The 15,678-nt window shown below is 28.5% G+C and carries 14 protein-coding genes; 9 read left to right on the top strand and 5 right to left on the bottom strand.

Translation table 11 applies throughout. The annotated features are described in order from the left end of the window. Entirely contained in the window at positions 1-591 is a 591-nt protein-coding gene (locus BLS00_RS08735; RefSeq protein ID WP_091404955.1) for a thymidine kinase, read from the bottom strand. 525 nt (positions 592-1,116) lie between these two features. Between BLS00_RS08735 and BLS00_RS08730 the strand changes: the two genes are divergently transcribed. The 3 genes from BLS00_RS08730 to BLS00_RS08720 all read left to right on the top strand — a co-directional run bounded on the left by BLS00_RS08730 (position 1,117) and on the right by BLS00_RS08720 (position 5,295). Beyond that, positions 1,117-1,674 (top strand): macro domain-containing protein, encoded by a 558-nt coding sequence (locus BLS00_RS08730; RefSeq protein ID WP_091404953.1) that lies wholly within the window; start codon positions 1,117-1,119, stop codon positions 1,672-1,674. A 410-nt stretch (positions 1,675-2,084) separates the two neighbouring features. Then, complete coding sequence (locus tag BLS00_RS08725; protein ID WP_143012953.1) at positions 2,085-3,266, top strand: hypothetical protein; 1,182 nt, start codon at positions 2,085-2,087, stop codon at positions 3,264-3,266. Positions 3,267-3,558: 292 nt separating this feature from the next. Next, entirely contained in the window at positions 3,559-5,295 is a 1,737-nt protein-coding gene (locus BLS00_RS08720) for a hypothetical protein (protein WP_091404949.1), read from the top strand. A 53-nt stretch (positions 5,296-5,348) separates the two neighbouring features. Here BLS00_RS08720 and BLS00_RS08715 read toward each other — a convergent pair whose 3' ends face one another. From BLS00_RS08715 to BLS00_RS08700, 4 genes are read right to left on the bottom strand one after another with little or no spacing between them, the layout of a single operon-like run. After that, positions 5,349-6,473, bottom strand: a complete 1,125-nt coding sequence (locus BLS00_RS08715; RefSeq protein ID WP_176759886.1) for an FMN-binding protein — start codon at positions 6,471-6,473, stop codon at positions 5,349-5,351. A gap of 36 nt (positions 6,474-6,509) precedes the next feature. Next, the gene (locus BLS00_RS08710; protein WP_091404945.1) at positions 6,510-7,457 is read right to left on the bottom strand and encodes a 1,4-dihydroxy-2-naphthoate polyprenyltransferase; all 948 of its coding nucleotides are present in this window, start codon (positions 7,455-7,457) and stop codon (positions 6,510-6,512) included. Positions 7,458-7,466: 9 nt separating this feature from the next. Continuing rightward, on the bottom strand, positions 7,467-8,453 hold the full coding sequence (locus BLS00_RS08705; RefSeq protein ID WP_091404944.1) for a polyprenyl synthetase family protein: 987 nt from the start codon (positions 8,451-8,453) through the stop codon (positions 7,467-7,469). Positions 8,454-8,501: 48 nt separating this feature from the next. Next, positions 8,502-10,340 carry an NAD(P)/FAD-dependent oxidoreductase gene (locus tag BLS00_RS08700; protein ID WP_091404942.1) on the bottom strand — a complete coding sequence of 613 codons (1,839 nt, stop codon included), beginning with the start codon at positions 10,338-10,340 and terminating at the stop codon, positions 8,502-8,504. Between the two features lie 320 nt (positions 10,341-10,660). On the opposite strand from BLS00_RS08700, the gene BLS00_RS08695 reads away from it, so the two are divergent. Genes BLS00_RS08695 through BLS00_RS08670 form a run of 6 tightly spaced genes read left to right on the top strand, consistent with a single transcriptional unit; the run spans position 10,661 to position 15,673 of the window. After that, positions 10,661-11,794 carry a type II secretion system F family protein gene (locus BLS00_RS08695; protein ID WP_091404940.1) on the top strand — a complete coding sequence of 378 codons (1,134 nt, stop codon included), beginning with the start codon at positions 10,661-10,663 and terminating at the stop codon, positions 11,792-11,794. Beyond that, on the top strand, positions 11,781-12,224 hold the full coding sequence (locus BLS00_RS08690; protein WP_091404938.1) for a hypothetical protein: 444 nt from the start codon (positions 11,781-11,783) through the stop codon (positions 12,222-12,224). The genes BLS00_RS08695 and BLS00_RS08690 overlap by 14 nt, the downstream gene beginning before the upstream one ends. Before the next feature lie 17 nt (positions 12,225-12,241). After that, positions 12,242-12,682, top strand: coding sequence for a hypothetical protein (locus BLS00_RS08685; RefSeq protein ID WP_176759885.1), 441 nt, complete (start codon positions 12,242-12,244; stop codon positions 12,680-12,682). Beyond that, entirely contained in the window at positions 12,663-13,064 is a 402-nt protein-coding gene (locus BLS00_RS08680; RefSeq protein WP_091404934.1) for a hypothetical protein, read from the top strand. The genes BLS00_RS08685 and BLS00_RS08680 overlap by 20 nt, the downstream gene beginning before the upstream one ends. Beyond that, a complete protein-coding gene (locus BLS00_RS08675; RefSeq protein WP_091404933.1) occupies positions 13,065-13,619 on the top strand; it encodes a hypothetical protein in 555 nt (184 codons plus the stop codon). Continuing rightward, a complete protein-coding gene (locus BLS00_RS08670; RefSeq protein WP_091404931.1) occupies positions 13,616-15,673 on the top strand; it encodes a hypothetical protein in 2,058 nt (685 codons plus the stop codon). Before BLS00_RS08675 ends, BLS00_RS08670 begins: the two co-directional genes overlap by 4 nt. The last annotated feature ends 5 nt before the right edge of the window (positions 15,674-15,678 follow it).

The raw sequence follows: 15,678 nt of genomic DNA, 5'->3' as shown, positions 1-15,678 counted from the left end.
TTAAAATAATCTATTCATCTTTTTAGATTCTTCTTTTTTCTTATTTAGTTTTGTATAACAATCCCTACAAACTGCTATATATTTTTCAAAACCTCCAACATCTATTTCACCTTTTTCATCTTCAACAATTTTATAAGAAATAGTTCCTGTATATTCGCCACATTCATGGCAAACAGCTTTTTTCTTTATGACTTCATCAGCATATGACATAAGAACTGAAGTTGTTGGAAATACGTTATTTTTGAAGGTTAAATCAAGTCCTGAACAATAAACATCTACACCATTTTTTCTTAGAGTTATAACAACATCTTTTAGGTTTTCATTTATGAATTGAATTTCATCTATGAAAATAGCTTTTTCGTCTCCATCTATGTTTTTTAATATTTCTTCTGGTTTTGAAATTGGAATAGCATTTACTTTAGTTTTATTATGGGAAACTATATAAGTATCTTCATATCTATTATCTATTAAGGGTTTAAATGCTTTGAATTTCTTTTTGCCTAAATCATAAATTTCTACGTAAGAAAGAAGTTCTGAAGTTTTTCCTGAATACATAGGTCCTACAATTACTACTAATCTTCCACTTTTCATTTTTAATAATCCCCTTTCAATTAAAAAATATTCAAATCAAAATCAATCAATTTATTTTATCATGTTATACGAGTTATAATGTTAATGAGATTATTTTTTCATAATAATTTTTTGAAAATAATTTATGTTGATAGAGATTTTTACTCTCCTATTATTTAAAGGTGGTAGTGATAGTGATATGATGTTGATAGTTTAAAAGTCACTAAAACTGTTATGGGTTATGATTTATACAGGTCGATAAGTTATAAACTTGCAATTTTTTTATCGACGAAAAATTGTTGATAACTTTTTTACATATCTTTGTATACTATTACTATGTTGATAGTTTTCAAATGTTGATAATTTTTGAACCTGGTTATCGAATTTTTTGTCTATAACTCGACTTTCGACATTTTTATAAACTTTGATTTTTTCACAATGTTTATATCTTTTATAATTATTTATTTATGATATTTTTGAGATTTATAAACCAAACAGAGTTATAAACGTTGAAAGTTCATAACTCAAAAAAGGGGTGTTTTAGCTATGAAAAATGAGATTTTAAAAAGTTATGATGTTGATAATTATAAGATTTTGTTGATTAAGGGCGATATAACAGAAGAAAAGGTTGATGCAATAGTAAATGCAGCTAATTCTACACTATCTCACGGTGGTGGAGTTGCGGGAGTTATTTCAAGAAAAGCTGGCCCAAATTTGCAGAAAGAATCTAACGAATACGTTCAAAAATATGGAAAGGTAAAAACAGGAGAGGTTGCTGTTACTTCTGCTGGAGATTTGAACGCTAAGTACGTTATTCATACTGTTGGGCCTATTTGGTATGGAGGAAACAAAGATGAGAGAGATTATCTTTATTTAGCAGTTTATAATTCATTAAAAAAGGCAGAAGAACTTGAATTAACGAGCGTTTCTTTGCCTTGTATAAGTGCCGGTATTTTTGGTTATCCTTTTGAAAAAGCAGTGAAAGTTTATAAGGATGCAGTTATCGACTTTTTTAAAAAGAATCCAAAACACCTTTCAGAAGTACGTTTTGTTATTTATGATAATAAGAATGTTGATAAGTTTATAGAAAATTTTGATATTTAGTAACTAGTTAGTTTGATTGATAGTTGGTTAAGAAATCGGAGATTTCTCTTGGAAGAGTAGAAATTGTTTCACAATTTCTGTCGTTGGTTGAAGGTTGTTGATTGTTTGTTAAAAATATTGGTAAAAAGCTTTATATATGTCATGTTGAGCGAGCATAACGAGTCTAAATATCTGTTAAGTCAATTTTGCTTTGCAAAATTTTGTTCTCCTCTTAATGTTTAAGAGGAGGGGACCACTTTATTGGTGAGGAGTTTAGACACTTGATTTTAGAACAATTTCGAAATATAAAAACTCAAAGTAGGTTGTATAGTAGAAATTGTTTTACAATTTCTGTTGAGGGTTTATGGTTGGATGTTGGAGGGGAAGAAACCAACAACAAAATGCGGGGCATTTTAAAAGGAGGGGTTACTATGAAAAAAAGTTTGTTTTTTACGTTGTTATTATCGATTATTTTTATTTTTAGTTCTTGTGTGCTGCTTAATGATTCAAATACAAACACTGGAACAAATATAGATTGGACAGAAGATGAATACCAAAATGTGAAATTAATATACACAGCTTACAATGAAGGCGCTTCTCTTTCAATTTCAGAATTAGAAGAATTAGCTTTAACGCACGCTGGAGCTAATAACGTTATGTCTCTATATTCTTTTTTCAAAGGTGAAATAACCTTGGAACAACATTTTACCAAAGCTATGGGGGATATATTGAAACCAACTGATATAAGAATTAGAAATTATATAGGAAATGTAATAGAGAATAGTAGTTATGGTTCTGATGATGAATCAGATTATCAAAATAATTGGTTGATAAATTATTTTGATAATGAAATTCCAGTTGATAACACTGATGCACCACCAAGTATTAATTTTAATCCTGATTTAGTTTCAAAATATAATACTAAAGTTATTGAATTAAAACCAAGAATATACGAAATTTTAGATCATTATATGAAAGATGGAAACAATTTTGATAGATGGTATGATTTTTATGCTAATTCTCAAATGGTTGATTCAACAGTATATCCTGCCATATTTGACTCTACAGAAACTTTGAGTACAACTATAAAAGATGAATACGCAGAATATTTAGCTAGAATAGCTGTTACATACACAGATTCAAATATTTCATTTACTCAAAATATATCTAATTCCAATCCTTGGGTATATGGTCAAAATATTAATTTCAACGACATACCTCCAGAGTTACTTTTAGCAGTTTTTTTTCAAGAGTCTAATTTTGTTCCATTTTCTTATAGAGCAGAAGTTACAGAAATTATTATTAATGAAGAACCTTTTGAATATATATTTGGATTATCTTTTGGTTTAGCTCATATATTAATTGATTCAGATAAAATATATATATCTTCAGAGCATATAGATATAGGTGATTATGGACTAGTAGATGAAAAAACTTCGGATATTGGTGACAGAGATTTTTCTTTAATATCATATATTTACTTTGGAAACACGAATAAATATGATGCTGAAAATGTTTTTAGAAGTTGGGATTTGTTAACTGTAAGAGGTTCTACAATGTATGCTTTGACATATTTGAGTTTGATCTATAATAAAATAATGACTTTAAAATAATTTGTTTTTCAAACAACCTCAGAAAATGGGGTTGTTTTTATAACAAAAAAATAATTAATAATAGTTGAATAAAAAGTGAAAAAAGAGTTATAATATAACTGTCTAAATTTTGTGGCAGGTGTATATAATTTTACTAATATTGCTTCTATTAATTATTTATAGTAATAAAAAGATAGTGATTTCAAAAAATTTATATTATTGAAAAACCAGCCCTTCTAAAGATTTTCAAACTGCCAAGTTTTTTAAATCAAGAATTTAATAATAAAATAAATTCTTAGGGAGGGGATTTTTTATGAAAAAAGTATTGCTTTTTTCTATAGCTTTTATGTTGGTTTTTTTATTGATATCTTGTACTGGAGTGACTGATGATGGAGATGTAGATACAGCAGGTACTACAGAATTTACCATTAATGATTTTGACGGTACTAGTAAATCAGAAGCAGAAGCTTTATTAACTGCAAATTCAAATGATCCAGCAGGAAATGCAGCTATGGCTATTTTTGAAACAGAGGAATTTTTTACCACATATGTTAGGGGTATGGACGAAGATTTTAGCGATGCTGCAACATATTTAACTAATATCTCCGAGGCTGCTTCTGAATTAAGTAATATTTTTGGAGATAAAGTTTATGGTGAATCAGATTATTATACTGGACCAAAAGCAGATATACAAGAACAAATTACAGTAATTTATGATAATCTATTGGACATAAAAGGTATTGTAACGGGTACAGAAATTGCTAATTATTTGGCTAATTTATCATCAAGGTTAAATAAAATTGTAAACGAACAAGAAATTAATATCATCATGGAAAAAAACCCAGCAGGATATTTTATGAATATTGTAATGGGAGATAATCTTGATATGGATCCTGAAAGTGACTTTGATGCTTTGAATTATATTCCTTCAAATGGTATTGCATTTGATTATCGTGATTTTATGACTGTAAAATCTTTTGTGGATGCAATTATTAACTTATTAGATGAACAAATTTTCACACCTCAAAACAAAGATATGATAATAGAGTTTGCACAAATATCTTATGGTTTTGAGTATACAGATTTAAGCGATACAAGATATTATTTTAAAGATGGAACTTATACTTTTGAAACAGATTATGTAAAAACGGAGTTCATAGAAGATTTGATATATTTTATGGATGAAATTAAAGGAACAGGAGATCTTGAAGCTATATATAAAATAGATAGCGGAAGTGCTACCCCTACAGTTTCAGAATTGGAAAGCGATTTTTCTATTATTTTTGATAGAGTTTCTCCTAATGATGTGGATTCTACAAAAGTAAGTATGACAGATGTTATAAACGATAACATGGTTCTTACGCCTAACATTTCCAATATCATTTCAATGATAGATATGGTGTTAGAAAATTACCATAAAATAGTTCAATTTGAAGCTACTAACAGATTTCAAAATAGAGAGAGGGTTAATTTTCTGGAAGCTAACATACACATGATGGATATAATGGAATCAGCTACAGATACAACAACATTACAAAAACAAAATTTCAAAATGACTGAAATGAGACAAATTGAAATGATCAACGAAGAACAAGTTAAGTTAAATGAAACTGTTTTTGGTGATATGGGAGATATTATAGATATTTTGAGAAGTGCTTTACCTTTTGGAAGTTTAGTTATTTCAGATGATGGTGTTGTTATAGAAGAAGATTCAACTGGAGATCCAATTTTATTAGCTGATATGGAAATAACTATTAATTTTGGTGGTATTTCAGATGGAATGGATTTAGCTGATTTTAATATGTATGTTGAATCAGGATTTAGTTCACCATTAGCAGAATTATTGTTGATGGATAAATATGACGGGACTAATGTAAACACTAATCTTGTTCCGGAAATTAAAAATTTAATAGGTGAAATTAACGGAATTAGTTATATTGGTTATGATGTAGAAGTTGAATTTGCATTTGGATCCGATTTTTCTTATAACATGTACATATACGATTTATTGAATGAGACAACGTTAATAGAACATTTTGAAAACCAATAAATAATATAAAAAATAGGTTGGGAATTTTCCCAACCTATTTTCATATGTAAAACTTATTTTACTGTTATTGTTTTTCCAGGTTTTCCATTTTCAATAATTCCGTTTAATAATGTTTTTACACTGTTTGATGTGCTTGTTGCACCAGTGAATGTGTCTACTTCACTTGCTGATTGTTCAGCGATAACTCTATATGATAATACAGAAAAGTATCTTGAAGGTTCTATTCCCATATTTTTTCCATAATTAGGATCGTCTGTTTTTAATCCTCCATTGGCATTGAAAGAATCAGCATAAGCGTTTACAATAATTCCATTTTTAACTGTGATTTCTAAGAAATCTATCCAACCGTGTGAAGCTTCTGCCATTTCTGCTCTGTATTCACCGTCAGCTAAATTTGAAGCGGCAAAGTTAGAGAAATTAACTTTAATTGTTTCACCAGGAATTCCTCTGTATTTAATAGCGTGAGCTAAGAATCTTACAGCATTAGATGAACTTGTAGCTCCTGTTACTGTATCAACGTCAGATGGTCTATCAGCTTTTACTAATCTATCTGCTAAAGTAGCAAAGTATTTAGCTGGATCCATACCCATATTTTCTGCATAGTTAGCATCATTTGTTTTTAATTCTCCATCAGCATTGAATGAATCTGCAACAACTTTTGTAATTTTTCCGTTTTTTACTGTGACATCTAAGAAATCAGTCCAACCGTGTACTGGTTCTGTAGCTTCAGCTCTGTATGTTCCGTCTGCCTTGTTGTAAGCTGATACATTTACAGCAATAGTTCCATCAGTAACTCCTCTTTCCAAGATACCTTTTACTAAAGCTCTGAAATTATCACTTGAGTGAGTTGCACCAGTTACTGTGTCAACTTCATCGATATTTTGTGATTTTTCTAAATCTTTTGCTAATTCTCCAAAATATTTTTCTGGATCCATACCCATGTTTTTTGCATAGTTAGCATCGTTTGATTTGAGACTGCCGTCTTCAACATTATAAGAATCCATTAGCACATCTGCAATTTTTCCATCTTTAACGGTTAGTTCAACAAAGTCAACCCAGCCGTGTGATGCTTCTACCATTTCAGCTCTATATGTTCCATTAGCTAAGTCAATATGACCAGCTGCAAAGGAAAACACAACAAGAGTAAATACCATTACCAATGATAGTAACTTTTTCATAATATAACCTCCCATATAAATGTGTTGCTTACTATTTTATAATAACAAAATCTGTACCAATAATGTTGCTATAAAAGAAAAACTTATCATAAAATGATTTTGCACCGAAACAACAAAAGTGTCTTTTTTTGTTTGTATTTTTTCGAATTTTTTTATGTTTTTTTGTACTGGAATAATTACCAACAAAATTAATAATGATATCCAAGGTAGTATTCCCAATATTGTTAAAATTATTATATCTATAAAACCTATGTAGTATGACCATTTAAATAATTTTAAAGCATTTTCTCTTCCCAAATAATAAGGAAGGGTGTATCGATTGTTGACTATGTCATCTTCCAGATCTGAAGTGTTATTTGCAAGCATTATGTTTGCGATTGTTATCACTAAAGGAAAAGACACAAAGAACAAAACTAAAAATTCTTTAAGATTAAGAAAAAGATATATATTAAAACCTTCGTTGCTTATTGAAATAATCTCTGTGTTAAATATATTTATGTATACTGTCAGAAAAAATATTACAAAACCCATGAAAAACCCTGAAAAAATCTCTCCCAAAGGCATTCTTGAAATAGGAATTGGTCCATAAGAATAAAGAATTCCGGTTATAAACGAGATAACTCCTATTAGTAGGACAAACCAATCTGTTAATGAGAAAAGGATTAATCCAGTTATTACAGCTATTGTTAACATTGTGAATATAGTTATTTTTGCTTGATTTGGACTCAAATTGTATTTCACCATAGCGTTGTGCTTTTCGAAATTGTAGCCCTCTTTTTTGTTTGCTTTTTTGAAGTCTATGTAATTGTTAATAGCTGTTGTGGTCATATCAAAGAATACCAACGATATGAACATAAGGACTACGTTAAAGATATTAAAATTATCATATCTGTAGATTGCAAATACAATTCCAAGTAAAAAAGGTAGCACACTTGCTAACTTCGTCTGTATTTCTACAAATTTAAAGAAAGATTTTACATTCATACAGACACCTCAATAAGATCTTTTTAGTATTTTCGGTAATATGGCTTTTAAAATTTGTTTTCCTTTTGTATCTTCAAATTTATCTAATTCGTTTGTAGCTTTATCAATGTATTTTTTTGCATGTTTTTTTGACTCTTCTATTGCACCACTTTTTCTAACTATTTCAAAAACCTGATCTAAATCACTTTCATTCATATTATCTTTTTCAAAGATTTTTTGTAACTCGTCTTTGTTTTCTGAATGAAAAGCCAATAAAAGTGGTAATGTATAATAGCCCATTATAATATCTGATTTAACTTCTTTACCAAGAGTTTTTTCATCACTTGTGAAATCAAGTATATCGTCAGTTATTTGAAAGGCTAAACCTATGTTATTCCCAATTTCATATAACTTATTTGTCTTTTCTTCTTCTATTCCAACCTGGTTGGCTCCCAAAGAAAGACTTATTCCAAAAAGAGCAGCTGTTTTTCCAGATATCACTTTTAAATATTCTTCAACAGAAACTTTTGAATCATATCTATAGTGATTTTGGAGCATCTCTGCTTTACAGATCGTTGAAATACCTTGAGCGAGATTTTTCATCACATCTCTTGGTATGTTGTAATCAGAAAGTATTAAAAAAGATTCACTAAAAAGATAATCTCCCATGTAAACCGCATATTCTTTGGAATATTTTGAATGTATTGCTTCTTTTCCCCTTCTCAAAAAAGAATCGTCTATTACATCATCGTGAACTAAAGTTGCTGTATGGAGCATTTCTACTGCAGAAGCAAGATCTTTTATCAGTTTATCTTTTTCTTCGTTCAGTTTTTGTTTCATGAATAAACTACCAATTATTATGAACGCAGGTCGTAGCATCTTGCCGCCCGTCGAATAAAGATATTCAAATGAACGGTCAAGATACTTTTCACTGCTTTTGCTTTTTTCGAGCATATTGTTTTTTACAAATATTAATTTTTCTTCTATTTCTGGATATTCACTCCAAAATGTACTCATCACATCACCAAAATTTAATATTTTTAAAACTATAAATCATTAATTTCATTAACTATACAAGTACCACTTTTTGACCCATTTGATATTTTTCCATTTTTTCTTTAACCAAGGTAATAAGTAGTAATCTACACCAAAAGTACTTCCTGATCCACCGATTAACGCTATTTCAGCAACAAAATACCAAGCCATTTCAAGTGGAGCTGTACCAGATGCCCAGATCAGTAAACTCATCACAAATGTAGCTAATGAAGAGAAAGCTGTAAACATACCGATTATTAGGAATATACCAAAAATAATTTCTGCAAATACCATAGCTGTTTGGAAAATTGTAGCCATAACGGTAAAGTCACCTTCAGGAGTGTAGAACATTAAATTCATACCCCAGTCGGAAATGCTTTGAATCCATCCGGGAACACCTAAAGCTTCTCCCCATTCTGTAGCGGTTTCGGCGGCTTCACCAGATGCTGCAGTGGCAGCGTCAGTTACTTTTGCAGGTATCAAAAATATGTTGCTTGGATCTTTTATTACATCTCCAACTTTTGCAAGACCCTCTTCAAGCCATTTCCAACCTACAAAGATTCTTAAAGGTACCAACCAGAAATTTGGTGATCTTTTGGCAAAGTGTCCACCAAGGAAACTTCTTTTATCTGGTACGTGAAAAAATTCGTCAATTATGTAATTCCATGGTTTGTGGAATCCAGCGATTTGTATAAAGTAAATAACGTTTATGAAATGTTTTATGAACATGGCAATCCAACCAGAGAATTTTAAAGGTTTATTTGGATTTCCAACCTGAGCAACGGCGTATCTTCCACCTACAGAAACCATAACTCCGTGAAATTTTGGTTTGTAAGGTTCTAATTCTTTTTCATTTATTGTGGCAGTTAAGTTTTCTGCAACTAAGTCGGAAGATTGTTCTGCATTTTCAACCATTTGAGGAACAGGTTTTTCTTCTCCTTCAGGGATGAAGAAAATGTTGTCTCCAACAACGAATACATCTTTTTTACCTTTTGCTCTCAAGTATTCATCAGTTTCAACTCTTCCTCTTGCAACGGTTTCAACATCATCTGAATTTTGAATTACTTCACTTCCTTCAATACCAGCTGTCCAGATTATTGTGTTAGCTTCGATTTCTCTTTCTTCGTTAATAACAACTCTGTCTTCTTTAACTTCTGTGATATTTGACTCTGTTAGTATTTCAATACCGAGTTTTCTCAATCTATTGCATGTTTTGTCTATAAGACTGTCTTCTAACATAGGAAGAATTTTTTTCAACATATCCATATTATAGATTTTTACTTCGGCTCTATCTATTCCGTAATCTTCAGATAGTCTGTTTACCCATTCTCCAAGCTCACCAGCCATTTCAACACCGGTGAACCCAGAACCAATAATAATGAATGATAAAAGCTTTCTTCTCTTCCAAACATCTGTTTCTTTTGAAGCTTTAATAAAACTGTTTATAATATGGTGTTTTATTCTTACGGCATCGTCAAATGACCATAGTGTTAAAGCGTTTTTTTCAGCGCCTTTACAACCAAAGAATGTTGGTTTTGAACCAGTACCGAGCACAAGATAATCATAGTCATATGTCTTATCTTTACCCTCTAACTTTTTTTGTTTAAAGTCGATATTTCCAATGTGATCCATAACAAGTTCGACTTTTCTTCCAGCAAAAATCTTTTCAAGTTCGATTCTTACTGCTGTTTCAGGAGCACGACCTGCTGCTACTTCGTGTAATTCTGTCAACATTGTGTGATAAGGATTCTTATCAATCACAGTGATAGAAACATCGTCTCTCTTTTTAAATTTCTTTGCAAGTTTCTTGGCAGTTAAAACCCCGCCATAACCTGCACCTAAAACAACGATCTTTTTAGTTTCAGACATGATATCACCTTTCCCTTAGGATTTTAGATTATTAAGATTTATTGATTAGTAAAAATTTCACATACACCATATAAAGCAACAAAATACTTATTAAAACTAAAAATTATTTAAAAATAACATCATAGTTCATTAATTGAACTAAATAAATTATAACATAAAAAAATAATATTCTAAAACAAAGATATTAAATGATTATGAATAATATTTTCGTTTATATTTACAAAAACAATCGTACTTATACATAGTTTATAATTGATTTTATTGTTGGATCTGTTGTATAATAAAAAAGATTTTAATTTTATATTAAATGTAGGTGATTGATGAAAAAATTATACAAATTTTCTTTCAAGGAAGGTAATAATGTAATCAACACATATTTATTAGAAGAAGAGAAAGATGAAAATTACAATATTTTAGAGAATATAGATATAAAGGTTATCAACGAAAAGGTTGATAACCTTTATTTTGATGTTAAGAAGATATCCACCGAAGAAATGAAAATTATTTGTGAAAATTTCTATCTTTTGTTGAATTCTGGTCTCAATTTGTATGACTCACTTAAGTTCTTAATTCAGAGCAAACAAATTTCAAAGTTTACACGAGGAGTTTTAACAAAGAGTTTTTTGCTTTTGAAAAAAGGAAAAAATGCGGAGCAAGTATTTTCATCAAATAGTTATCATGAATACTTTGTATATATTATGAACATATCCACCACTAAGAATATACTGATAAGGTCTTTTTCCTCTCTTATAGAATATTTCAATTCAATGATCGAAACTAAAAATAGTTTACAAAAATCGACTATTTATCCCATGACTGTTCTTTCCTCGATTGTGATTATTTTGATTTCCATGAACTTTTTTATAATTCCAAAATTGTCTTCGCTTTTAGATGTTGATTTGAACATGGGTACAACAAATGTTTTGTTGTATTTGTTCTTTTCCATTTTTTTGTTCACTGTTGTTTTTGCCGTTTTATCAAAAAAGAATGATAATTATTTGTTATATTTACCTATTGCAAATAATTTGTTTAGAAACTATATTCTTTACAAATTTACAAAAGATATCAACATACTTCTAAAAAATGAAATGTCTATAGACAAGGCGTTAAACAAGGTTATCTCTAAAATCAATTCAAAATTTTTAACTGATAGATTTTTGCCAGTTATAGTAAATATTGAGAGAGGAAAAAGCTTAGAGAATTCTTTTGAAAACATAAAAAATATATCAGAAATATCTATTGCCCTCACATTATCCAAATTCAAGGGAAATTATGAAGATGTTTTTGATTTTTTGGAAAAACAGTTTAAGAATAATTTCAACAATTCGTCTGAAAAAATAAAAAAGATGATAGAACCAATTTTTATATCGATTTTAGGGATAATAATTTTGTCTATTGCCTACGAGATTTTTCAAAAAGTTTATATTGGGGGGATTAGTGGTGGACTCATGTAAATATAAAAAGGGATTTTTACTTTTTGAATTGAGCTTGACTATGTTTATAGAATTGATAGTTGTTGTGGGGTTTGTTTTTGCTTTCAACTTTGTTTTTATCGATGAAATTAAGTTTTTAACTGAGCAGTATTTGGCTTCAGAACTTTTCGTGTCAGCAAGAATGAGTAGTACCCATTCAGAAAAGTATAAGTTACCAGGTTTTAGAGCGAACAAAGTTTATGCTTTTGTAGATTTCGAATTTTATAATCCAGAAGTTTATTTTAAAGTTCAACATGACTATACTGATGGAGCTGATGAGTACTTATTTTTTTACAATTATATGAATAACTATGTTTTAGATCACACAAAAATCGGGGGTAGAATAATTAACTCGAAAAAAGAAAAGCTGTTAAACGTTGTACCCGTAACGGGTGGATTGGTGTTGCCATGAGTAAAGAATTCGTATATATGGTAAAACGTAAAAAATATAAAATTTCACATGTTGATATGCTTTTATGGAAGTTTCCTTCAGAATTTGAGTTAAAAAAACAACTTTTTAGATTGTCCAAAGATAAAAAAATTAAATATAAAAAAGTGAAGAGTACAAGGTCATTTCAATACTTTGTTCTTATAGATAAAGGGTTTTACAACAAAATATTATTTAATATTAGATATGATTTTTTAATTCCTGTTCAAACTTTATTTCCGCACTTTTTAAAAGGTAAGAATCCAGGAAGATATGTTGTAAAAACTCCCTTTTGTAGTTATGAAGTTTTAAAAGATGTTGATTTTATAACGTCTTTAAAACCAGTTGAAGAAGATGAAGATATAAACATATTAAAAGAAGACTTGGATGATTACATGAACAAACATTTTGGGAGAGAAGAAAATGATTTTATTAGAATCTAAAGTCAGGAAAATTTTAAATTATTTTTTAAATATTTTGATATTCTTCATGATATTTTTACTGATAACAAATTCTTATATACAATTCGATCAATATCTCAAAACTAAAAGAGAGATTAACTACCAAAATACCTTGTTTGAAAAATATAAAGTGGAATCACTAAAACAAAAAAAGGATTTGAAAGAGTTTTTTGACTTTTTAGAAAATGACCTGAATTCATATTTAATCGAATTTGATTATACATATCCTCTTTCACCGAATGCCACAGTTTTAATAGTTACAGGAGAAAACTCTGAGTTCAAAACAAAATATGATTTTGATATTGTTTCCAATTTTTCTCTTGAAAATTCCCAGATTGCTATTTTGAATATAAGGGGAGATTAGATGAGGTATAAATTTCTGATTTTATTATTTCTTCTGATTCTTTTATTGTTTTTAAAAAATTATGATTTTAATATAAAAGAAAGCTCAAAAATTATTAACTCTTATAATATGGATGAGGATGTTTTAGATATGGAAAAAATTTTAAAAACAGAAAAAATAATAAATAAATTGAATATCAAAAGAAATGATTTCAATCTTTTAAATATAAAAGATGATTTTACACTATATGTAGAAGAAAAAGATTTTGAACTTGATTATATTGAGAATATTGTAGACATTCCTTCTGGAGAAACTTATAGTTTTTTTGATGATTACCATATCCAGGTAGAAGATATTTGGAAAAACAAGAAAAAATTTAGAAGTATGGACCCAGAAAAAGTATTTTTTAGCGGAGTGGTTAATGAAAACGGAGAAAAAATAGCCTATATTTACTTTTACGAATCACTTCTATCTATAAAGGAAAATGAACTTTTTGGAGATAGGAAGGTCTTAAAAATTTTTAAAGACGGAATTTTACTCATAAATTCAAAAAATCAATTTGAGGTGATCATGTGAAAAAAATATTTCTACTTATTTATATTTTTATTTCGATGGGTTTATTTTCTATTAACGTTATTTATGATCAAGAAGAAAATAGAAACATCATAAACTTGGATACAGAAATTTTAAGTATTGTTTCAAACGATATAAACACTTATCACCATGTAAAGTTAGAAAAAGCGGTTTATCAAAATCAAACTATAAAAATCAGTAGAGGTCCTATTAAAGAGATCATAATTGAAGATGTAAATATAAAAATATTCACATACACCCCTTCAAAATTGAGTTTTAATAGAGATATTCTTTCAGTAAAAGGAAATGAGAAGTTAGATTTTAAAAATATAAATTTTAAAAACATTTTCTTAGAAGACGCCATAAATTTATTTTTAGAAAAAACTGGATATAAATGGATGAAATCCGAGGAGATACCTGTTGAAAAAATTTCGCTGGATTTAAATGAAATTTATTTTGAAAATTTTTTGAGGATTATGGAGAATGTATACGGGCTACGTACAATTTTCTACACAGAAAAAAACATTATAATCACTAAAAAAGAACAAATTTTCAACAATTATCTTCCTATCGAGTTTAAAAAAATAGAAGAAAGTGAAACAATAGTGAATCCAAAAACAGAAAAATTAGAAAAACTTGAAGAAAAGATAATTCTTTTTGTCGAATCAAAAGTTGATCTTAGCCCTCTGGAAAAAATATTTGATGTAAAAATAGTAAATTATAATAATCATTATGTTGTTGAGATAGTAGAATCAAAAAAAGAAGAATTTTTAAAAATTATTAAAAAAATTAATCAAGAAGAAATAAAAACTGAAGAAAATATCACATTAGTGACAAATCAAGCAAGTAAAACCGTAAAAACCGGCGAAAATTATACAATATTGAAATCTAAATTTGATATGATATTTTTAGAAGAAATATATAATTTAAAGTATCATAGTTTAGGTGAAGGTTTCTATTTGATATATTCTGACGAAAAAACTCTTTCAGAAATTGAAGAACTAAATTCTCTGTTAAACTCTTTAGGAGTAGAAAAAAAGGTAGAAGAAAACGAGAATATAGTTCTGAAAACAAATCTTTTTATCATCAATTCTAAAAAAATAGAAATATTTGGTAAAATATGTAATGAGGAGAAAATAGATTATAAAATTATAGAAAAACTTGAAAATAAAAATTATGTTCTTGTAAAAGCAAATGAAAAGCAGTTTGAATTATTAAAAATTTTTTCAGAACAGAAAGATAGTAATAACCAGATATCCATTAAAATGTTGATAACCGAACTATCCTCTTTTGAAAACAAAAATGTTATTATAGATTTTGAAGATTTCTTAGTTGATTATAACAATTTTAATTTAGAGTTTAGCGATGTTATCTCTTTCTTAACAAGCAAAGGTATTTTTTACAAGAAGATCGGAGAAAATACTTATAGCTTTTTTGAAAACGAAAAAATCTTAAAATATAAATTGACTATTATTGCTGGAGATAACTTGGAAAACAATAGCACAAAAGATTTGTACAAAATTTTGAGTCAAGATATTTCAGTTATAAACAATTTTAAAGACAGTTTTAACAACACTTATATAGTTACAAAACCTGAAATATACGTAATAGAGGGTGAAGTTGGTGAGTTGAACTCTGTACTAACTATACCAGTTTTTGAGGAAAAAGATGGTAAATCTCAAGTGGTAGATAAAATAGAATCAGGAGTGAAACTCAAGATAAAAGGTAATTACGATAGAGACACAGATATGATAAATACCGAACTTGAATTGTTATTAAGTGAGTTTTCTGAAGAAAATAAAAAAGAAGAGTCAGGATATTCTATGAATCAAAGATCATTGATAACTAAATTAAAGATGAAAAATGGTGCTACTATAAAAGCAGGAAATATGAATTTTTCAAAAGTTATAGAAAAATCAGAAGGTTTGAGCATTTTAAAAAACATACCAGTCTTTGGTAAGATTTTTTATAATCACGAAAGCAGCATTAGAAATTATAACATAATCATATTTTTAAATATAGAAATTGATACTAAAGCAGAGGATATTAGTTTATGAGGTGA

This window comes from Geotoga petraea (assembly GCF_900102615.1).
In the GTDB taxonomy this organism is placed as follows: Bacteria; Thermotogota; Thermotogae; order Petrotogales; family Petrotogaceae; genus Geotoga; species Geotoga petraea.
Note: the sequence above shows the minus strand (reverse complement) of the source record. Positions and strands in the feature narration are given on the sequence as shown.

Excerpts from the sequence above, each read along its gene's own strand:
- BLS00_RS08735 (WP_091404955.1), bottom strand. The coding sequence starts at position 591 with ATGAAAAGTGGAAGATTAGTAGTAATTGTAGGACCTATGTATTCAGGA.
- BLS00_RS08730 (WP_091404953.1), top strand. The coding sequence starts at position 1,117 with ATGAAAAATGAGATTTTAAAAAGTTATGATGTTGATAATTATAAGATT.
- BLS00_RS08725 (WP_143012953.1), top strand. The coding sequence starts at position 2,085 with ATGAAAAAAAGTTTGTTTTTTACGTTGTTATTATCGATTATTTTTATT.
- BLS00_RS08720 (WP_091404949.1), top strand. The coding sequence starts at position 3,559 with ATGAAAAAAGTATTGCTTTTTTCTATAGCTTTTATGTTGGTTTTTTTA.
- BLS00_RS08715 (WP_176759886.1), bottom strand. The coding sequence starts at position 6,473 with ATGAAAAAGTTACTATCATTGGTAATGGTATTTACTCTTGTTGTGTTT.
- BLS00_RS08710 (WP_091404945.1), bottom strand. The coding sequence starts at position 7,457 with ATGAATGTAAAATCTTTCTTTAAATTTGTAGAAATACAGACGAAGTTA.
- BLS00_RS08705 (WP_091404944.1), bottom strand. The coding sequence starts at position 8,453 with ATGAGTACATTTTGGAGTGAATATCCAGAAATAGAAGAAAAATTAATA.
- BLS00_RS08700 (WP_091404942.1), bottom strand. The coding sequence starts at position 10,340 with ATGTCTGAAACTAAAAAGATCGTTGTTTTAGGTGCAGGTTATGGCGGG.
- BLS00_RS08695 (WP_091404940.1), top strand. The coding sequence starts at position 10,661 with ATGAAAAAATTATACAAATTTTCTTTCAAGGAAGGTAATAATGTAATC.
- BLS00_RS08685 (WP_176759885.1), top strand. The coding sequence starts at position 12,242 with ATGGTAAAACGTAAAAAATATAAAATTTCACATGTTGATATGCTTTTA.
- BLS00_RS08680 (WP_091404934.1), top strand. The coding sequence starts at position 12,663 with ATGATTTTATTAGAATCTAAAGTCAGGAAAATTTTAAATTATTTTTTA.
- BLS00_RS08675 (WP_091404933.1), top strand. The coding sequence starts at position 13,065 with ATGAGGTATAAATTTCTGATTTTATTATTTCTTCTGATTCTTTTATTG.